At 44.1% G+C, this 21,202-nt stretch carries 13 protein-coding genes and 3 pseudogenes; all 16 read left to right on the forward strand.

Features of this window, described 5'->3' with window-relative positions; all coding sequences use genetic code 11:
- Positions 1–16 precede the first annotated feature (16 nt).
- Positions 17–1,780: a polysaccharide biosynthesis/export family protein gene (locus LRS40_RS03975; RefSeq protein WP_231313136.1), complete on the forward strand. Its 1,764-nt coding sequence runs from the start codon at positions 17–19 to the stop codon at positions 1,778–1,780.
- A gap of 54 nt (positions 1,781–1,834) precedes the next feature.
- On the forward strand, positions 1,835–2,635 hold the full coding sequence (locus tag LRS40_RS03980) for an ABC transporter permease (protein WP_047721817.1): 801 nt from the start codon (positions 1,835–1,837) through the stop codon (positions 2,633–2,635).
- A 12-nt stretch (positions 2,636–2,647) separates the two neighbouring features.
- A complete protein-coding gene (locus tag LRS40_RS03985) occupies positions 2,648–3,298 on the forward strand; it encodes an ABC transporter ATP-binding protein (RefSeq protein WP_231313137.1) in 651 nt (216 codons plus the stop codon).
- A gap of 14 nt (positions 3,299–3,312) precedes the next feature.
- Positions 3,313–4,515: a sugar transporter gene (locus LRS40_RS03990; protein WP_094337631.1), complete on the forward strand. Its 1,203-nt coding sequence runs from the start codon at positions 3,313–3,315 to the stop codon at positions 4,513–4,515.
- Positions 4,516–4,959: 444 nt separating this feature from the next.
- A pseudogene (locus LRS40_RS03995) lies at positions 4,960–6,099 on the forward strand (ISAs1 family transposase).
- A gap of 13 nt (positions 6,100–6,112) precedes the next feature.
- Positions 6,113–6,493, forward strand: a complete 381-nt coding sequence (locus tag LRS40_RS04000) for a hypothetical protein (RefSeq protein WP_231313138.1) — start codon at positions 6,113–6,115, stop codon at positions 6,491–6,493.
- A 115-nt stretch (positions 6,494–6,608) separates the two neighbouring features.
- Positions 6,609–8,105 carry a hypothetical protein gene (locus LRS40_RS04005; protein ID WP_231313139.1) on the forward strand — a complete coding sequence of 499 codons (1,497 nt, stop codon included), beginning with the start codon at positions 6,609–6,611 and terminating at the stop codon, positions 8,103–8,105.
- Between the two features lie 16 nt (positions 8,106–8,121).
- Positions 8,122–11,445, forward strand: a complete 3,324-nt coding sequence (locus LRS40_RS04010) for a glycosyltransferase (RefSeq protein WP_231313140.1) — start codon at positions 8,122–8,124, stop codon at positions 11,443–11,445.
- Positions 11,446–11,457: 12 nt separating this feature from the next.
- A complete protein-coding gene (locus tag LRS40_RS04015; RefSeq protein WP_231313141.1) occupies positions 11,458–12,744 on the forward strand; it encodes a DUF563 domain-containing protein in 1,287 nt (428 codons plus the stop codon).
- Between the two features lie 27 nt (positions 12,745–12,771).
- Positions 12,772–13,938, forward strand: coding sequence for a nucleotide sugar dehydrogenase (locus tag LRS40_RS04020; RefSeq protein ID WP_231313142.1), 1,167 nt, complete (start codon positions 12,772–12,774; stop codon positions 13,936–13,938).
- Between the two features lie 87 nt (positions 13,939–14,025).
- On the forward strand, positions 14,026–14,931 hold the full coding sequence (locus tag LRS40_RS04025; RefSeq protein WP_231313143.1) for a glycosyltransferase family 92 protein: 906 nt from the start codon (positions 14,026–14,028) through the stop codon (positions 14,929–14,931).
- Between the two features lie 91 nt (positions 14,932–15,022).
- Entirely contained in the window at positions 15,023–17,044 is a 2,022-nt protein-coding gene (locus LRS40_RS04030; RefSeq protein WP_370649955.1) for a glycosyltransferase, read from the forward strand.
- Positions 17,032–18,090: a glycosyltransferase family 1 protein gene (locus LRS40_RS04035; RefSeq protein WP_231313145.1), complete on the forward strand. Its 1,059-nt coding sequence runs from the start codon at positions 17,032–17,034 to the stop codon at positions 18,088–18,090. Before LRS40_RS04030 ends, LRS40_RS04035 begins: the two co-directional genes overlap by 13 nt.
- 164 nt (positions 18,091–18,254) lie before the next feature.
- Positions 18,255–19,404: pseudogene (locus LRS40_RS04040) on the forward strand (IS3 family transposase).
- Positions 19,405–19,547: 143 nt separating this feature from the next.
- A complete protein-coding gene (locus tag LRS40_RS04045) occupies positions 19,548–19,964 on the forward strand; it encodes a hypothetical protein (protein ID WP_231313146.1) in 417 nt (138 codons plus the stop codon).
- 93 nt (positions 19,965–20,057) lie between these two features.
- Positions 20,058–21,199, forward strand: a pseudogene (locus tag LRS40_RS04050) (ISAs1 family transposase).
- The last annotated feature ends 3 nt before the right edge of the window (positions 21,200–21,202 follow it).

Genomic DNA, 21,202 nt, shown 5'->3' on the forward strand with positions numbered 1-21,202 from the left:
TTTGAAGAGAAATGTTGTGAAGATAACGAATTTACGGCAATTGAGTACCGTTCTGTTGCTGGCCTGCTTCTCCTGCGCCTCTTTCGCCGCCCCCAACCAGCAAGATGCCCAGGCTTTTGGCATGAACACTCCGGCAGATAACGGCGATGGCCGACTGCAGCTTGGCGGCGAGCAGGCAATGAGCGGCCAGGCGAATACCTCCTCTACCACCGGGACTTTCGCGCAGCAAAACCGCCAGGGCATGTTACTGCCGGGCGAGTCCGACGTGCGTAAATTGCTCCCGCAGTCTGAGTCTGGCCTGCCCCCTCCTTACGGCGCCAACCTGTTTGCCGGTGGCTATGAAACCGAGCGCAGCGACGGCTTAAACGATAATTACCTTATCGCTCCCGGGGATAAGCTGAACATCTGGATCTGGGGCGCTGTGAATTTCTCCAACGTCGTGACCGTTGATAATCAGGGCAATATTTTCATTCCTGATGTCGGGCCGATTAATGTGAAAAACGTTGCGGCGAGTAAGGTTAATAACTTAGTCACCAGTCATATCAGCGAAGTGTTCACCAATAACGTTAATGTTTACGTTAATTTATTGACCGCGACGCCGGTCAGCGTATATGTCACCGGGCCGGTGATCCGCCCTGGACAATATGCCGGACAGTCATCCGACAGCGTTTTATATTTTCTGAAACGCGCCGGAGGGATCGACTCCGACCGCGGAAGCTATCGTCACATTAAAGTATTGCGCCAGAACCGCGTCATCCAGCAGATCGACCTGTACGAGTTTATGCAGCAGGGCAGAATGCCGAAGCTGTCGCTGAAAGATCAGGACGTGATCCTGGTTGAACCGCAGGGGCCGATGATCAACGTGGCGGGTAAAGTGCGTAACCCGTTCCGCTTCGAGCTGAAGAACAGCACCGCGCTGGGCTCTGAACTGATCGACTACGCCCTGCCGCTCGCCAAGGTGAGCCACGTGGGCGTGATTGGCGATCGCTCCAACGGTCCGTTCTCGGTCTATATGCCGTATAAAGATTTCGACCGCATTCAGCTGAGCGACGGCGACAAAGTGCTGTTCAACGACGACATGCATGCGCAGGTGTACGACGTGCAGGTGATGGGCAGCTACCGTGGACCGTCTTATTTCACCGTGCGTAAAGAGACCCGTCTGCACGATCTGCTGAACCACATCCCGATTGACCCGAACATGGGGGATTACGGCTCGATCTACATCATGCGTAAGAGCGTGGCCGCGCGGCAGAAAGAGATGCTGGAAGATTCCCTCAACCGCCTGGAGCGCAGCGTGTTTACCGCGCCAGCCAGCTCCGACGGTGAAGCCTCCATCCGTACCAAAGAGGCCGAGCTGGTGATGCGCTTCGTGGAAAAAGCCCGCAAGATCCAGCCGCTGGGCAAAGTGGTGGTTTCCGATAAGGGCGTGATCGCCAACATCCTGCTGGAACAGGGCGACCAGATTGTGATCCCGAACAAAACCGACCTGATTCAGGTGGGTGGCGAAGTGATGATGCCGCAGGCGGTGGTCTACAACAAAAACGCCAGTCTGGAAGACTACGTGGCCTGGGCAGGCGGCTTTACCGACCGTGCGAACGACAGTCGCATTGCCGTGGTCCATGCCAACGGGCTGATGGAGTTTAAAGACGGCGGTGATGTGATGCCGGGCGATCAGATTCTGGTCATGCCGAAAGTGGACAGCAAGATGATGCAGTCCATCAAGGACATCACTCAGGTCATCTATCAGGTTGCCGTGGCGGCCAACGTGGTCCTGAATTAACCCTCAAAGCGGGCTCGCTTCATCGCGGGCCCGTTCTGTTACATCGGCCTTCTTATGCTTAAACCTGTTCTCAATCAAACGCCCCGCAGCTCGTTCCAGGTGCTGCGCGATGTGACGTTTGGCCTGCTTATTCGTGAACTGAAAACAAGATTTGGCAGTTATCGGCTGGGGTATGCCTGGGCGCTGCTGGATCCGCTGTTGATGATTGGTGCTTTTAGTTTGATTTTTGGCATGCGCGGGCATAGCGGATTTGGTGGAGCTCCGGCACCACTGTTTATTACTGCAAGTTATCTGCCTTTCCTCTTCTTCAGGAATGTGGTCAGCAAACTGCAATCTGCCGTTAATGCGAACAAGGGCTTGTTTTGCTACAGACAAGTTACCCCCTTCGCGACCTTTGTTTCCCGTTTTATCCTCGAAACAGTTATTGGCATGGTTGTGGGCTGCGTACTGGTACTAGGATTGCTGTGGTTTGGTTTTGATGCCATCCCCAGCGACCCTTTAGAGGTCGTTCTTATCTATTTCATGTTAATGATCTTTTCGTTTTCGCTGGGCATTATTTTTTGTGTACTGGGTAATTTATTTAAAGAAGCTGATAAGTTCCTTAGCCTGCTGATGATGCCCTTGATGTTTATCTCCTGCGTGATGTACCCCCTCGCGACCATACCCTCAAATTATCAACACTGGTTTTTGTGGAACCCGTTGGTTCATGCCGTTGAGCTAATCCGAAGCAGCTGGATCTCCGGCTATGCCAGCCCGAATGTAAGCGGGATGTATTTTTCGGCTGTAACGTTGGTACTGCTGACGTTCGCGATGAGCTGTTACCGCCTGAGTCATCGTCGCTTGATTGCCAGCTAAAGTAGAATAAGCATGATCATTCTGGAAAACGTCTCGAAGTATTACCCCACCAAATTTGGTCGCAACTACGTTCTGCGTGACGTGAGCATCACGTTACCCCGCGACCGCAATATCGGTATCTTAGGCGTCAACGGAGCAGGAAAATCTACTCTGTTGCGTCTGCTGGGCGGGATGGATATGCCCAGTAAGGGAAAACTGACACGTCACTGTCGTGTATCTTGGCCTCTGGCGCTAAACGGAGGTTTTCAGGGCAGCATGACCGGGCGTGAAAATACACGTTTTGTCTGCCGGATTCATGGCGTTCGCGATACGCTGGCTATCGAAGAGTGGGTAAAAGAGTTCTCGGAAATTGGTCAACATTTTGAACTGCCGATTAAAGGCTACTCCAGTGGAATGAGATCAAAATTTTCCTTTGCTGTCAGTATGGCCTTTGACTTTGATATCTACCTGACCGACGAAATTATGTCAGTGGGCGACGCCCGCTTTAAACAAAAATGTATTGATGTTTTTAACCAAAAACGCGAGACCGCCAGTTTGATCATGGTCTCGCACGATATGAAAAACTTACGCCAACAATGCGATATGGGTATTTTGCTGCGCAACAGCACCCTTGAGTTGTTCGACGATATCGAAGATGCCATCCGTATTTATCAGGAACTATAACAAGCCCAAAAATCATGATTCAGCCAACCCGCTCTAACAAATCCTCCGGTTTGATGCGCAAGCTAAATAAATTAAAGACCAAACCCAAACATTTCATTGTTGACTCCAGCGGTTTCAAGCTTGCCCACCGCTCATGGAAAAAGAGCCTTAAACTCGGCAGTTTTTTATGGGTAGTAGTATGTTTTGCTATTGCTGCGCTTTATTTCTGCGTCATTGTTTCGGATCGCTATGTCAGCCGGGCAGAGCTGGTAGTTAAGCAGGCCGACCAGATCAAAATGTTGCCCGATGCTCTGTCGATGCTGGGAATTGGTGGCAGTAATCATGAAGACATACTGATCATTCAGGATTACCTTAAATCCCCCGATCTACTCGACAAACTGGATAAAGAGCTGGGTTTGAAAGCCCATTATCAAAGTTCTAAAGTCGATTACTTTTCCCGCCTACCTGATAATGTCAGTCGGGAAGAGTTTATTAAATATTATCGTCAGCACCTGTCATTACATCTGGATGAGTTATCTGGCGTGCTGACGATTGAGCTACAGGCATTTGATCCTGCCTATGGGCAGCGCGTTGTTGCATTGATGCTCCAGGAATCTGACCGATTTATTAATAAACTGGGGCATCAGGTAGCGTTGGAACAGCTGGCCTTCGTCGAGAAAGAAGTCGATCGCGCCTATCAGCGTGTGCAGACTGAGAAAGCTAAAGTCCTCGATTTCCAGAATAGCCATCACCTTATCAGCCCGGAGTCGACCAGCAGTGCACGTCTTGGTGTAGTAAGTCAGATTGAAGCTCAACTGGCACAACAACAGGCCCAGTTAAAACAGCTGCAAAGCTATATGAAAGAAACCGCCCCAGCTGTTGTTTCCGTGCAGGCCAGGGTTGATGCCTTAACGCAGCAACTGGCTCAGGAGCAATCCAGACTTACCGGTGCTGATAAAGATGCGATGAACGAAGTGACGGCTCGCTATATGGATGTGCAAACCCAAGCGACCCTGGCGGCAGATCTGTATAAAACCGGACTGATTAGCCTGGAACAAGCTCGCGTGGAGGCGTACCGCAAACTTAAGCACCTGCTGGTTATCAGCCAGCCAACGCTGGCAGAAGACGCAGAGTATCCACGTCGTCTCTACAACCTTCTGACCACAGGGGTTCTACTCTGCTTGCTATATGGTCTGATTGTGATGGGTATTGCGACTCTGCGTGAGCATCAGGACTGATTATGTCGAACAACCTTTAAGTTCTACATCGCATCCCTACATAAAAGTATTTTGTAATATAAACTTTAGAAAAAATTAAAAGGGGGGGGTGATAAATCATCATAAAACCACATACCCTTTTTTCAACATTAGGATTCAAAGAGCAAAGCAAATAATATAGCAGAAATCATTTAACCATTAAAGGATATTCAACGCATAAGGAGATTATAACTTGCATGATAATTATAGCTGATTTTATAAATTAATAATTACATAAAATTAGCAAATACAACAGGGAAAATTCATGAACATGCCCGTATTTACAGGCTTCGTAGTGTAGCAGGTTCTCAAATTTTGAACTTTATGAGTTAGCGCTATCACACAACAATCAATTATCCGATGATCGATTTGTAGATCATTTTCAGTGTTTTCTAATACCTCCATAGACAAATTGGAGGTCCAACGATGAGTAACCAGCACCCATTTATGCATTTCGATGCCATCCCAGATTATCGCCAACAAGGTAAAGTCGAGCACAAGTTAACTGATATCATTTTGTTAACAATTTGCGCGGTGCTTTCCGGTCAAGATGACTGGAAAGCTATCCATCTTTACGGCACTAGATGGTTAGATTTTTCTCAAACGCTTTGGTGATTTTAGTCATGGTGTTCCCTCTGCCATTACCATTGCAAGAGTGATGGGAATGATTAGCGCGACACGCTTACAAAAAGTGTTTTATCGAATGGATGAAATCCTGCTGTGAACTGACGGACGGTGAAGTGATCGCCATAGACGGTAAAACCGTGCGTGGCTCTTATGATGATTCCCGTGGGCTTGGTGCTATCCATATGGTTAATGCGTTTGCGACAGAGAATGGCGTGTGCCTTGGACAACATAAAGTTTACGAGAAGTCCAATGAGATAACCGCTATCCCTGAGTTGCTTCAACTGCTTGATATATCGGGTTGTTTAGTCACAATTGATGCGATGGGATGCCAAAAGAAAATCGCGCAAAAGATCCTTGAAAAACGCTGATTACTTGCTGGCCGTGAAAGGAAATCAAGGCCGACTTGAGCAAGCTTTTGATAACTATTTTGATATGAGCATGCTGCAAAAACATGATGGTGATTCTTACAGTACCCAAGAAAAATCGCGAGGCAGACAGGAAACACGACTGGCTTTAGTGAATGAAGATTTAAGTGTTTTGGGCGATCTTGAGTTTGATTGGCCAGGGCTAAAAACGATGGGAATTGTGGTATCGATTAGACAAGAATCAGCAGTGGCCCAAGAGTCAGAAGTAACGGTGCGATATTATATTAGTTCGAAAGCGCTCAGTGCTAAAGAATTGTTAAATGCTTCACGCTCGCACTGGTTAGTCGAGTCGATGCATTGGATGTTGGATACTGCATTTGGTGAAGATGCTTGCCGTAAACGAGCGGAAGAACGAGCAGAGAATTTCGCAAGGATCAGACAGATGTGTTTAAACATGCTAAAAAGTGAAACGACACTAAAAGCGAGTATTAAACACAAAAGAGCGATGTGCGCGATGGATCCGGAGTACCTTTTGAAGGTTCTGGGAAGCCTTTATTTACGGGAATGTTCATGATTTTTCCGTGTATATGAAATCGACAGCACCACAAGTGGTCGCCGTAGAAACCAGCGTTAATGCACTGAATAAGCAGCTCCAGCAGGAGCAGGGGAAATTAACCGGAGTCGATAAGGATGCCATGAACGAAATCACGGCCAGTTATCAAGAGGTTCAAGCCCGTGCCTCCTTGGCCGCCGATTTTTATAAAACCAGCTTGATTAGTTTGGAGCAAGCTCGGGTGGAGGCCTATCGTAAAATTAAACATCTTTTAGTTATCAGCCAACCCACGTTGGCGGATAAGGCTGAATATCCACGCCGTCTCTATAACTTGGCCACAGTCGGCGTTCTCCTTTGCCTGTTTTATGGCTTGGTCGTGATGGGCCTTGCGACTTTGCGTGAGCATCAGGACTAAACAAAACTTTGGACACATCTATCGAGACCCCACATCTCTTGTATATCGATAAATAGGAACTGTGTATCGACATAGAGATGTTATATTTTCATATGAATTATTTTGAGGAATATTTGTGAATATATATGTATCAGGTGGAATAGCACCCAACATAGAAAAATATGACAATCATAGAATACAATACATTCCATATGAGGATTGGTTGTCTAAATTAAATAATGATAGCCCAAATGACATTGTCATTTGGCAATATCAATATCCTTGGCACAATGAAGAAAGAAATTGTTTGTTGAGTTTCGAAGTAATGGATGAGTGGTGTATCCAGCAACAGGTCATCATAGACTTGATTAAAAAAGAAAAAAAGGCTATTTTTGTATTTAATCAAGAAAACGTTTCAATATCTGATGCATTAAAAAAGATACTAGATCCAGCAGGTGCTGGAAGTGAATCATTATTTCCTGAAAATAAAAATAGTGACATCGATAAACATTTTCTTAGTCTAATAAGTGTATGGGGTGAATCATATTGGAATATAATAAAAAAATTAGAAAGGTTATCCTTTTTGCCCAATGACATCAAACAAGTCAGAAGAAAAAAATTCGCAGCTAAACATAAAGAAATTTTAGAATATTGGCTAAATTTTCTATCGTCAACACGTCAGCTTCATAATGAAAATATAGCACTCAAAAATAAAATATCTCAACGTGTTGATGAATTGGCAAAATTAACCGCTATGTTAGAAAATGCTCATGTGGCCATAAGCGCAGAAAAACAAAAAAATACAACCATTACCTCTATGATGGATGCGAACTCTGCCGAGTTAATAACAGTTATACAGCAATTAAAAGAAAGGGATTGCAGAGTTTCTGATGTGCAAAAAAAATATGAGATACTTCAGGGACAGTATGAAAAAGCTAAAGATTTGTTCAATAATAAAAATGCTATTCTCGAAAATAAAATAAAGGAAAACAATAGTAAGATCGATGGGCATTTAGAAGAGATTAATCTGCAGAAGCAAGAGATAGCTAATCTGAAAAACGAAATTAACATTCAAAAAGAAAAGAATGAGAAAGTAAATAATAAATGCTCCTTCCTGGTGGCTGAGATAGAAGCGAATAAGCAATCAATTAATAACCGATACTCTGAGCTCGCAGCTATCACCAGTATGCTAGAAGCCTCGAAAAGAGAAGCAATAAATTTACGTGAACAACTTGCGGCAGCAAATGAAAAAAACATTGAAATTAAAAATAGTATTTCATGGAGGGCAACTGCACCTATACGTGCATTGCGTCACCCCACGAAGCTGAAAAAAGATAAAAAAATCAAAAAAATTGAAGAAACAATTAATCTGATTAAAAGATCTAACCTTTTTGATGCGCAATGGTATTTAGAGCAAAACCCAGATGTTAGGGATTCAAAAATCGATCCTGCTCGTCACTATTTGCTATTCGGAGGGTTCGAAAGACGAGACCCATCAACAAATTTCTCCAGTCAAGGCTACCTAGAATTATACCCAGATGTTAAAGAAAGGGGCATAAACCCTCTTGAACATTATATTCGTTATGGTGTAATAGAAGAAAGAACTGTTGTTAAAACAATAGATTTAAAATAATTTGCATGGGTGCAATATGTTAGAAAGTGATGTTATAGATTTAATTGATAAATCTGGCTTATTCAATGATGAATGGTATATGAATGAGTATCCAGATGTTGCTGCCACTGGGCTCTCCTCACGAGATCACTTCGTTAAATATGGTATTCATATTGGACGGAATCCAGGTCCAAAATTCGATGCTGATTATTATTTAAAACAAAATCAGGATGTAAAAAAAGCAGGTATTAACCCTCTGATTCACTATATTAAATACGGAATGAAAGAAGGGCGCCCCCCCGTATCTACAATTATAACAGAGCGCGACTGTGCTATCCGAATAGATATTATTGTTCCTGTATATAATGCATTAGATGATGTTAAAAATTGCCTTCACTCCTTAAAAGAGAAGCGAGATGGGTATGCCGTAAGAATCATTGTTGTTAATGATGGCTCTGATGAAGAGACTACAAATTGGCTTAGAAAATATTGTCATGGGGATAGTATTTTTGAGCTGCATGAACATTCGGTAAACCGAGGTTACACTCAGGCAGTTAATACCGGCCTGCGAGTGTCTGATGCTCCTTATATCATTACTCAAAATAGTGATACGATAGCTACTCATGGATGGCTACGTGGTCTGGTTCGCTGTATTAATTCTTCGGATAAAATAGGTATTGTTGGCCCCTTGTCTAATGCCGCCAGTTGGCAAAACGTTCCGAATTTATATGATGAAAATAGGAATTTTGCAGTCAACGACATACCCAATAACTTGAAGCCTGATGAAATGGCTGCCTTAGTGGCCAAGGTATCTGAAAGATGTTATCCAAAATTACCATTTGTTAATGGCTTCTGCTTTATGATAAAAAGAGAAGTCATTGACAAAATAGGAATCATGGATGAAGAGAACTTTCCTATCGGGTATGGGGAGGAAAATGATTTTTGTATTCGTGCTGCTGATGCTGGTTATGAGCTTGCAATTGCTGATGATACATATGTATATCATGCTAAATCAAAAAGTTTTGGCCATAGTCGTCGAGCGAAGCTATCTAAGCAAGGCTCTGATAATTTAAAGAAAAAACATGGTCATGAAAAGTTTGCATCCCTTGTTGAAAAGGTAAAAAATACTACTCAACTCGATAGAGTTCGCTCGAACATTACATCTGCTTTAGAGCACAGCCATACCTACTGCCAGACAAGACCACAAAATATCATGTCAATGAAAATTCTCTTTCTCCTGCCGGTGAAAGGGGGAAGTGGTGGTGCTCATTCCGTGGTTCAAGAAGTCACGGAAATGCGCAGATTAGGTATGGATGCTAATATTGCTGTAAGGAAAGTAGATCTTACACACTTGCGTGACCTCTACCAAGATATTGATGATGTGAATGGGATTTTTATTGGATTTGAAAATGATAATTTGATTCACATTAGTGAAAAATTTGATGTAGTAGTGGCAACCATATTCACATCTGTGTCTTTGCTTAAGAAAATAATTGATGTAAATCCACATATCTTGCCGGCTTATTATGCACAAGATTATGAACCAATGTTTTTCCCTGAGGAAAGTGATAATTGGCATGTTGCTCGTGAATCATATACCTTGATTCCTAACTCCCTTGTTTTTGCAAAAACCCATTGGATTGCTGATAAAATAAAGCAAGAGCACAGTGTGAAAGTTTTTAAGGTTTCACCAAGTATTGATCATTCTACATATAAACCAACTAAAAAAGTAGATGATAACTTCATTCATATATCAGCAATGATAAGGCCACAGACTCCGCGGCGTGGTGCTGAGAGGACTATGAGGTTATTTTCTCGATTAGCGAAGATACATAAAGATAAAATTATCTTTCATCTTTTTGGATGTGAAAGTAATGATGAGCGTTTTAAATCCTTGCAATGTGATTTCGAGTTTGAAAATCGTGGAATATTAAAAAGGCCAGAAGTGGCTTCACTGCTCTCGCAAAGTGATATCTTTGTTGATCTTTCTGATTATCAGGCGTTTGGGCGTACGTCACTCGAAGCGATGGCATGTGGTGCGACAGCTATGTTGCCAATACATGGTGGGGGAGACGAGTATGCTCGAGACAATATTAATGCGATTGTTGTCGATACTTTCGATGAGGATGTTTGCTTTAATAGAATGAATGAGTTATTGCTAGATCTTGATAAGATTAGGAGCATGCAATCCGCTGCGTTATTGACGGCAGCTAGTTTCTCGGTACATCAAGCTGCAATATCTGAGATATGTCTATTTAGTAAAGAGTTAGCTAAACATAGAGATAAATATCCCAAAAAAGATAAACCTGTGCTGATGTTGATGCCAGAACGGCGTGGTGATGATTTGCCAACAGAAGGTGGGTATGTGCGAGTTGTATTGCCATATACTCACCCAAGTGTACAGCGTTATTGGCGTGTGATAGAACTAAAAGATCATACGTTGCCTGAGCCTGGCTCGGCACATTCTATTGTGATTCAGCGTCATGCAGGTTCATTAACTGTAGCCGAACTCGAATCATGGTTAGTAAAGTGGCGTGCTGCTGGAGGCCGGTTTATTTATGAAATTGATGATGATCTGCTTGATGTTGAAGGATTAATCCAGAGAGGATTTAAAGACAATACTGAGTTACTTGTACAGAAGGTCCGTTGGTTGGCCAGTAATGCCGATGTTGTGATGGTTTCTACCTCTGAATTGATGAAAATTTTTTCTGCATATAACTCGAAAGTGTATCTGGTTCCTAATTTGCTAGACGAAGAGTTATGGCGTATCGGTAAACCAAAACTCACCGGTAAAGGGATTTATCAACGGAAAGATGGGGATCCTATCAGAATTGGTTATGTTGGGAATCCTACCGATCTTGCTAACCTTGAGATGATTGCTGATGCAATGAAAAAAATTGAGCAAGAGTTTGGTGAGAAAGTTGAGATTGAGGTCATTGGTGGTTTCCAAAATACGAAGCCACTTTTTGGAAAACGGGTTGGATTACCCAAAAAAGATGACTACCCAAATTTTGTAGATTGGTTACAAAGAAGAGTGCATTGGGATATAGGTATTATCCCACTAATTAATAGTGGTTTTAGTAAAGGTAAAAGTCACCTTAAATTTATTGAGTATACAGCACTGAGTCTATCTGTTGTGGTGTCAAATATTGAAAGTGATAGTGGTATATACCGTAATTATGAGAATGCTATCGTAGTGGATAATACAGTAGAACAATGGTATGAATCTTTAAGGCAGTTGATAATAAGTATTGAAAGTAGAGATAAAATATTAAAGAAAGCTAAATCGGATTTGATTGAGATGCATTGTATTGGTAGTTCAGACACTCTGGTTAGTGTTATAAAAAACAATTTAGAATAATTTGGAGGGACGATGAAATATATTAAAAGAGAAAATGTATTAAGATTGAAGATGGCTGACTTCATAACAAAGATCACTTCTTTTGAGAGTGATAATACACCACCTCTTTTTTATTTTTCTTGTTGCATAGATAGTCCGACACAACCAATTTCAACCATCTTTTATCCCAATAAAAAAGATCAAAGAAGTAGCCTAAATTCCTCGTCACTGCGCTTGCGTGCAGAAAATGTTAAACCAGAAAACTGGACAGACCTAAAATATAACCAACCAATGGATTTAATTTGCTATTTCGGAAAGGATATGTTTTTAACTCCAGGAGGTTATAAACAACCACAGTATCTTCCATCAACAACCAAAATAAATGGGCGTAGAATCGGTTTATTTAGTGGTGGTGCTGGGGTGTTTCTCAAAGATGGCAGTATAATCGAACCCACATTCTCAACCCAAGATTCGCATCTATCTCTTTCGTCAGATTATTTTTACGAAAAAGATGGCGAAATATTTAAGCGAGATGTGGTAACTCTCCATGAGGATACAGTTGAAGGCTTATGTTATTTTTTAGGTAATTTATTGCCACACTGGGGACATTTTTTACTTGATGGCATATCAAGGCTTTGGTTTTTACTTCGTTTACCTAATGAGCTGAGAGAAAAATTAAAGTTTATCTGTTATGATAATCATATTCCCACTTGGGGATGGGAGCTTTTAAATGCTTTCGGAATAAATGAACGTAATCTCATTTTTATGAAGAAAGGCATGCTAGTAAAAAATCTAATTATGCCTTTAGAGTCCTATCGAACCCATATATCAGCTAGTTCAGAATTTCAATGCGTATTTGACACAATTAGAGATTTTTACTGTAATCGATTAGATGTAAAACCAACAAGAAAAGTTTATTTATCTAGGCGTAACCAATTGGCAAGGAGGTTGTCAAATGAGAGTTGCATTGAATCGCTACTATCTTCGGAAGGTTATGAAATAATTATTCCTGAAAGCTTAAGTGTCGCTGAGCAGGTTCAGTTAGCTGCGTCGTCCAAGATTTTGATAGGAACTACAGGCAGTGGACTATATTTAGCCGCTTTTCAAAAGCGAGGTTCGTCAACAATAGTTATCCATCCTAATGATTTCCTTCTTTTTGATGATTTTATATTGAGCGCTATTGGTCATAGGAACGCATTTTTTATCTCAGGCGGTGATCAGGTTACTAATGGTAGTAGTAAAAAGGCGCGAAGAGAATCTTCATGGGAGTTGATGGTTGATAATCATCTAAAAGAGTTTATATCTGAGATATCCTCCTAGTTTATACAATTTCCTTATAGGATTAATATGAAAATAACAATTTCCGGTACTGGTTACGTCGGTCTTTCCAACGCGGTATTGCTGGCCCAGCACCATCAGGTGATTGCGCTGGATGTGGTACCAGAAAAAGTTGAGTTGATTAATCGCCGTCAATCTCCCATCGTTGATAAAGAGCTGGAGCATTATCTGGCCAACAAGCCGCTGAATCTTAGAGCAACACTGGATAAGTTCGAGGCCTATGAAGCGGCCGAGTTTGTGATTATTGCCACCCCCACCGATTATGATGCCGAGACCAACTACTTCAATACCGGTACAGTCGAGGCGGTGATCCGCGATGTGATAGCCATTAACCCCCATGCGGTGATGGTGATCAAGTCGACCATCCCCGTGGGCTTTACCGAGCGGATGCGCAGTGACTTGGGCACCGAGAATCTGATCTTCTCCCCCGAGTTCTTGCGCGAGGGCAAGGCGCTGTATGACAACCTACACCCTTCCCGTATTGTGGTGGGTGAGTGCAGCGAGCGGGCCAAACGGTTTGCCGAGTTGTTGCAAGAAGGGGCGATCAAGCAGGACATTCCGGTATTGCTGACTGGCAGCACCGAGGCGGAAGCCATCAAGTTGTTTGCCAACACTTATCTGGCGATGCGGGTGGCCTATTTCAATGAGCTGGATACCTATGCCCAGTCTCATGGCCTGGACAGTCGCCAGATTATCGAAGGAATTGGCCTGGATCCGCGTATCGGCAGCCACTACAACAACCCTTCCTTTGGTTATGGCGGTTACTGTCTGCCCAAAGATACCAAGCAGTTACTGGCCAACTACAACAAGGTGCCCAACAACCTGATCCGCGCCATCGTCGATGCCAATACCACTCGCAAAGACTTTATTGCCGACAGTGTGCTACGCCGGAAACCCAGAGTCGTAGGCATCCATCGCCTGGTGATGAAGGCGGGCTCCGATAATTTCCGCTCTTCTGCCATTCAGGGCATTATGAAGCGGATTAAGGCGAAGGGAATTGAGGTGGTGGTTTTCGAACCGACCATTCAAGAGGATGCCTTCTTTAACTCTCGTGTTATTCGTGATTTGACAGAGTTTAAGGCATTGTGTGATGTGATCCTATGTAATCGGATGGACAGCGATTTAGTTGATGTGGCAAATAAAGTTTATACGAGAGATTTGTTTGGCTCAGATTGAATTAGTGTAATAAAGAAGTGGCTCATCTTTAGGTAACAGGTGTGCGCATTTTTGTTGTAATACGGTTTATTTAATAGAGAGTTTTTTTTGAGATTATTTATTGCAGCTATTGTCAAAAATGAAATTGACTCATTACTGGAGTGGATCGCTTTTCATCGGGTTGTAGGTGTTAGTGGCTTTATTATTGCCGATAACGGAAGCACTGATGAATCTCGCCCGCTCTTGGCTGCTTTGGCAAAATTGGGTATTGTCACTCTACTCGATCATCCAACTATTGGGGAAGAAAAACCCCAGCTGCCTGCTTATGAGCGAATTTTGCGCACTTGTGGTAAAGAAGTAGAATTACTGGCTTTTATTGACGCCGATGAATTTTTATTACCTTTATCTCCGGATTTGGGTTTGGTCGATTTTTTCAATTCTCGATTCCAAGATGAGAGTGTTAGTGCCGTCGCGCTGAACTGGGCTAATTTTGGTTCCAATGGCGAGTTGTTTGCCGAAGAAGGTTTGGTCACGGAACGCTTTACCAAGCGGGCACCACAAGCGTTTAATGTCCACCACAACTTCAAGAGTATTGTTAGACCACACCGTGCTGCCCGTTTCCACAATCCTCATTTCGCCGAGTTGCGTTACGGTCGTTATGTTGATGCTCGTGGTGATGATTTAATTTTGCATGCTAAACACGGAAAAGGGGTCAGTGCAGAAGTGATTTGGGACGGGGTGCGTGTCAATCACTATGTTGTTAAATCGCTTGAAGAGTTTCTGCTGGGCAAACATCTCAGAGGTAGTGCTGCAACAGCTAATCGGGTCAAGCATAAGGCCTATTTTATGGCTCATGACCGTAATGATGAAACCTGCTTATTGGCTGCCACACTGATGCCGAAAGTAAAGGCTGAAATGCATTTTCTGGTTGAAAAAATTGCAGCATTGCCTCTAGACAATCCGGCTCCAAGTTCTTCCTGGTTGGCAACAAAAATAAAAAAATTGAAGGGATAACTTATTTGTATTGACCTTCTTTACTCTCCTGTCTGGTCCGTCAATTTCATGGAAAAACGGGGAGCCTTCTTGTTCGATGGTGAATCTTGTTATGCATAGCGATAGCCATTGGCAGCCTCTTCTGCTGCCCGACTCTTCTTCTTTACAGGCCGGTTGGTTATTCATTCAGGGCATTATTCGCTCACGCCAAGGGCGAGGGGAAACTCGCCTGCGCTGGCTTTGTAATCACGGGTTGTGGCATCAACAGCTACTTCCTGTTTCGCGACGTGGCACGCTTCACGAACTGGTTTATCTACCAACGGGGGCGCGTCAAATAGCGCTGCAGGCCAGCAGTAATGGCGCCGATTGTCAGTTTGAACTCACTCGGTTGTGTATGGTTTCTCGTGTCCAAAGCATCTGGCGTCGATTACGACGTGTATGGCCGTTTTATCGATCCCTGAGCGCCCAAAAACGTCAGCGCTTAGGTTTGTCATGGCACTTGTGGCTCACTGATTTATCGCAAGCCTATCAATTGGTAGGTCGACTGCGTGATGATCGACCCCTGCATGACTATGAGCACTGGCTAGCGAGTTTCGATATTCTGCATCCCGGTGATCACCAAATGATTACCCGTCTGCTCACTCGTTGGGAAGATTTGCCCCATATATGTCTGCATCTGGTCGGCGCAGGGGATGAACATGCGCGTGGGCAGACCTTAGCTAGTATTCAAGCGCTTTTGTATCCAGAAGATCACATCACGCTGAATGAGCATTTTGAGGCCGGGAATAAATCCAATCGGCCCGTTGGCGAATGGCAATGGGCAATTCCTGTTGGTGCCGTACTTGCTCCTGCTGCTTTATTTTGGGTGGCTCATCAGTTGCGCTTAACCCCGAATGTGAAATGGATCTACGGGGATGATGATGTGTTGGCCGAAGACGGAAAACGCCATTCGCCAAATCTTAAATCTGCTTGGAATGAAACTCTGCTGCACAGCCAGAATTATATTGGTTGGTGCGCGTTATGGCAGCAGCAAGGTTCTGGCATAGTGCCTTTTGATTGGTCAGCATGCCACCAGCGATGGTTACAACTGGCGCAACTATATGATGCGCCCAGTATTGCTCATATCCCGGCATTGCTGATGCACCTTCCAGCTATATGCATCCATCAGAATGATTACGCAAGTATCCAGGGTCAGGAGAGTTGTGTACCAGCTGGAGTAACGCTAGAGCCAGCGGCCCATGGCATTTGCCGATGGCGCTGGCCATTACCTGCTCAGTTGCCTCTCGTATCTGTGATTATTCCGACCCGAAATGGTTTAGCTCATCTTCGGCCCTGCATTGAAAGCTTGGTGCATCGAACTTGCTATCCCAATTTGGAAATCATTGTGGTGGATAATCAGAGTGATGATGTCGAAACGCAGGCTTATTTCTCCCATATTTCACAGATCTACAAAGTGCGCATTCTTCCATTTGATCAGCCGTTTAACTATTCAGCCATCAATAATGTTGCGGTGAATGCGGCTAAGGGTGAGTTGATTTGCTTATTGAATAACGATACCGAAGTGATTACTCCCGGCTGGTTAGAAGAAATGGTATCCCACCTGCTCCGTCCTGGGATTGGGGCTGTAGGCGCTAAACTCTACTATGGAGATGGCCGAGTACAGCATGGTGGAGATGCTGTTGGACCAGGTGGTTGCGCCGATCATTTGCATTGTGGGTTGCCCTCCGGTGCATCCGGCTACCAGCGTAGGGCTGTGAGCACTCAAGAACTTTCTGCAGTTACAGCAGCATGCTTGTTGACCTATCGCAATCTTTATCAAGCTGTTGGTGGATTGGATGAAATTAATTTGCCTGTAGCTTTCAATGATGTGGACTATTGCTTACGGATACGAGAGGCTGGTTGGCGGATCGTCTGGACACCCTTTGCTGAGCTTTACCATCATGAGTCTGTTAGTCGTGGTAAAGATGTTTCTCTTGAGCAGCAAGTGAGAGCCAAAAGAGAGTTGGATTATATGCGCACTCGCTGGAAAAAGCGGCTGGAAGTTGATCCTTACTACAATCCTAATTTGAACTATGACCGACCTGATTTTTCTCTCAGTCGTTCACCACGAGTTTCTTTACCATGGATGAAGTAATTAAACGATTGATGTTTAAACCCTATGTTTCTCTTGGTAGGTCACGGTTAAAGATGCCTCAAGGTGCAACCGCGCCTGCCGAGAGACTTTATATTTTGCACGAAGGGGAGTCAGCAACGTTGGCTTATTTTTCGTTGTCGATTAGGACCCGTTATCCACATTGTGATGTGCATTATCAGGATATCCATTTGCCTCCAGAGCCGATTGCTCCTGGGGATGTGTTGATTGTAATCCGTTATATGCCTCGTTCTTGGCAAGTATGGCTCGACAGGCAGATGATTAACATTCATCTCATCGTCTATTTCATGGATGATGATTTATTGGATCATCAAGCTTTATCTGCATTGCCAAAGTCTTATCGGAAAAAAATTCTTAAACGGGGTGCTGAGCAACACGCTTGGATTAGTCTGCACTGTGATCAGCTTTGGGTTTCAACGCCATATCTTGCCAAAAAATATCGACATTTGGATGCAGTTCTTATTTCCCCCAGTCCTTGTGTTAGTTATTTGCAGCGACAGAAACCTGTACGTCTTGCCTATCATGGTACTAGCGCTCATCGAGAAGAGAAACAGTGGTTACGCTCCATCATGGAGGGGGTTTTAGCCGCTCGGGAAAATGTTACTTTTGAGTTGTTTGGTGAGTTTGATGTGTATAAAACATATCGAGACCTACCAAGAGTAAAAGTAATGCATCCTATGAGTTGGAATAATTATCTGGCTTATACAATGACGCATGAGGTTGATATTGGTTTGGCTCCTCTTTTGCCAAGTGAATTCAACGCGGCGCGGGGTGCGATTAAGTTTTTTGATTTTGCTCGCATGGGCGCATTTGGTATATATACTAATGTGGCACCGTATTCAGACGTAATTTCTCAAAACGTCGATGGATTACTTCTTGAAAATAATATTGATATCTGGGTCTCCTCACTGTTGCTGCTAATTGACAATCCAGAAAAACGCGCATCATTAGTATCGCAGGCAATTCAAAAAGCTCAGCGGTTGAGTTCCTCACTGAATGTTAAACTATTGTGCGAGGATGTGTCTTAATGTCGAAAAAGCCAGCGATTTATTTGTAAATCTTGTGCAGCGTGATTTTATAGTGTAAATGTTTGTTTAGGTGTTTGCGCCGTCCGCGCGGGGTATTGTACTGAATCGCCACGGGTTTAACAGACACCTCAGAGTCATTTAAGATGGCTTAAAGAGAGGTGCCCATGAGCGGTAAGCGTTATCCCGAAGAGTTTAAAATTGAAGCAGTCAAACAGGTTGTTGATCGCGGTTATTCTGTTGCCAGCGTTGCAACACGTCTCGATATCACCACCCACAGCCTTTATGCCTGGATAAAGAAGTACGGTCCGGATTCTTCCGCTAATAAAGAACAGTCAGATGCTCAGGCCGAGATCCGCCGTCTCCAGAAAGAGCTGAAGCGGGTTACCGACGAACGGGACATATTAAAAAAAGCCGCGGCGTACTTCGCAAAGCTGTCCGACTGAGGTACGCCTTTATCCGTGACAACACCTGTTGCTGGCCTGTTCGCCTGCTCTGTCGGGTGCTGGATGTTCATCCCAGTGGTTTTTACGCCTGGCTTCAGCAGCCGCATTCACAACGCCATCAGGCAGACCTGAGACTGACAGGACAGATTAAACAGTTCTGGCTGGAATCGGGATGCGTCTATGGTTATCGCAAAATCCATCTGGATCTGCGGGACAGCGGGCAACAGTGCGGAGTGAACAGAGTCTGGCGACTGATGAAACGTGTCGGGATAAAGGCTCAGGTCGGATACCGGAGCCCGCGGGCACGTAAAGGCGAGGCCAGTATCGTGTCGCCCAACAGGCTCCAGCGACAGTTCAATCCGGATGCTCCGGATAAGCGTTGGGTAACGGACATAACCTACATCAGGACCCACGAAGGCTGGCTGTATCTTGCCGTGGTTGTTGATCTGTTCTCACGCAAAATTATCGGCTGGTCCATGCAATCCCGGATGACAAAGGACATTGTCCTGAACGCACTGCTGATGGCTGTATGGCGCCGTAATCCCCAAAAAAACAGGTGCTGGTTCATTCGGATCAGGGCAGTCAGTACACAAGCCATGAGTGGCAGTCGTTCCTGAAATCACACGGCCTGGAGGGCAGCATGAGCCGTCGCGGTAACTGCCATGATAATGCGGTTGCAGAAAGCTTTTTCCAGTTGTTGAAACGCGAACGGATAAAGAAAAAGATCTACGGAACGCGGGAAGAAGCCCGCAGCGATATTTTTGATTACATCGAAATGTTTTATAACAGTAAGCGTCGGCATGGTTCCAGCGATCAGATGTCACCGACAGAATATGAAAACCAGTATTATCAACGGCTAGGAAGTGTCTAGATTATCCGTGGCGATTCAGTACAGTTGATAATGGCATTTTATTGGTTGAACGCCACTAACTCAACATAACGATTATTCATTGTAAGTTTAATTGGTTCGACACTGTCCAATGCTAATTTATTTGATGAGGCTTTGATTTTCCAGTGACAATTTGGGTTTGCAGCCAAGGTCTTTACGCTCGTCGAACGGTATTAAATGCTCTGTTTAACCATCCAATCGAACAGTTAAATTCAGCATCTACTCCCGCGGTGACGGATATATTCGCTGGCTGGGGGCAAAAGGCGAACACCCAGCGGATTAAGCAGCAAGCCCAAGAATACGGGGTGCCGTACTGGCAGCTGGAAGATGGGTTTATCGGCTATATCGGCCATCCCGCTCGTGGTGGCAAGGCCGTGTCGCTGGTGGCAGATCCCATCGGGATCTATTACGACGCCAGAACGCCGAGCCATCTTGAGCAATTAATTGCCGCACCTTGTGACCCAGGGAAAATTCATGAACATGCCCGTATTTACAGGCTTCGTAGTGTAGCAGGTTCTCAAATTTTGAACTTTATGAGTTAGCGCTATCACACAACAATCAATTATCCGATGATCGATTTGTAGATCATTTTCAGTGTTTTCTAATACCTCCATAGACAAATTGGAGGTCCAACGATGAGTAACCAGCACCCATTTATGCATTTCGATGCCATCCCAGATTATCGCCAACAAGGTAAAGTCGAGCACAAGTTAACTGATATCATTTTGTTAACAATTTGCGCGGTGCTTTCCGGTCAAGATGACTGGAAAGCTATCCATCTTTACGGCACTAGATGGTTAGATTTTCTCAAACGCTTTGGTGATTTTTAGTCATGGTGTTCCCTCTGCCATTACCATTGCAAGAGTGATGGGAATGATTAGCGCGACACGCTTACAAAAGTGTTTTATCGAATGGATGAAATCCTGCTGTGAACTGACGGACGGTGAAGTGATCGCCATAGACGGTAAAACCGTGCGTGGCTCTTATGATGATTCCCGTGGGCTTGGTGCTATCCATATGGTTAATGCGTTTGCGACAGAGAATGGCGTGTGCCTTGGACAACATAAAGTTTACGAGAAGTCCAATGAGATAACCGCTATCCCTGAGTTGCTTCAACTGCTTGATATATCGGGTTGTTTAGTCACAATTGATGCGATGGGATGCCAAAAGAAAATCGCGCAAAAGATCCTTGAAAAAAACGCTGATTACTTGCTGGCCGTGAAAGGAAATCAAGGCCGACTTGAGCAAGCTTTTGATAACTATTTTGATATGAGCATGCTGCAAAAACATGATGGTGATTCTTACAGTACCCAAGAAAAATCGCGAGGCAGACAGGAAACACGACTGGCTTTAGTGAATGAAGATTTAAGTGTTTTTGGGCGATCTTGAGTTTGATTGGCCAGGGCTAAAAACGATGGGAATTGTGGTATCGATTAGACAAGAATCAGCAGTGGCCCAAGAGTCAGAAGTAACGGTGCGATATTATATTAGTTCGAAAGCGCTCAGTGCTAAAGAATTGTTAAATGCTTCACGCTCGCACTGGTTAGTCGAGTCGATGCATTGGATGTTGGATACTGCATTTGGTGAAGATGCTTGCCGTAAACGAGCGGAAGAACGAGCAGAGAATTTCGCAAGGATCAGACAGATGTGTTTAAACATGCTAAAAAGTGAAACGACACTAAAAGCGAGTATTAAACACAAAAGAGCGATGTGCGCGATGGATCCGGAGTACCTTTTGAAGGTTCTGGGAAGCCTTTATTTACGGGAATGTTCATGATTT

It is taken from the genome of Leclercia sp. G3L, from assembly GCF_021117075.1.
In the GTDB taxonomy this organism is placed as follows: domain Bacteria; phylum Pseudomonadota; class Gammaproteobacteria; order Enterobacterales; family Enterobacteriaceae; genus Enterobacter; species Enterobacter adecarboxylatus_C.

What these genes read in the sequence shown, in the direction of transcription:
- LRS40_RS03980 (WP_047721817.1), top strand. Translation starts at nt 1,835, where the DNA reads ATGCTTAAACCTGTTCTCAATCAAACGCCCCGCAGCTCGTTCCAGGTG.
- LRS40_RS03985 (WP_231313137.1), top strand. Translation starts at nt 2,648, where the DNA reads ATGATCATTCTGGAAAACGTCTCGAAGTATTACCCCACCAAATTTGGT.
- LRS40_RS03990 (WP_094337631.1), top strand. Translation starts at nt 3,313, where the DNA reads ATGATTCAGCCAACCCGCTCTAACAAATCCTCCGGTTTGATGCGCAAG.
- LRS40_RS04000 (WP_231313138.1), top strand. Translation starts at nt 6,113, where the DNA reads ATGAAATCGACAGCACCACAAGTGGTCGCCGTAGAAACCAGCGTTAAT.
- LRS40_RS04010 (WP_231313140.1), top strand. Translation starts at nt 8,122, where the DNA reads ATGTTAGAAAGTGATGTTATAGATTTAATTGATAAATCTGGCTTATTC.
- LRS40_RS04015 (WP_231313141.1), top strand. Translation starts at nt 11,458, where the DNA reads ATGAAATATATTAAAAGAGAAAATGTATTAAGATTGAAGATGGCTGAC.
- LRS40_RS04020 (WP_231313142.1), top strand. Translation starts at nt 12,772, where the DNA reads ATGAAAATAACAATTTCCGGTACTGGTTACGTCGGTCTTTCCAACGCG.
- LRS40_RS04030 (WP_370649955.1), top strand. Translation starts at nt 15,023, where the DNA reads ATGCATAGCGATAGCCATTGGCAGCCTCTTCTGCTGCCCGACTCTTCT.
- LRS40_RS04035 (WP_231313145.1), top strand. Translation starts at nt 17,032, where the DNA reads ATGGATGAAGTAATTAAACGATTGATGTTTAAACCCTATGTTTCTCTT.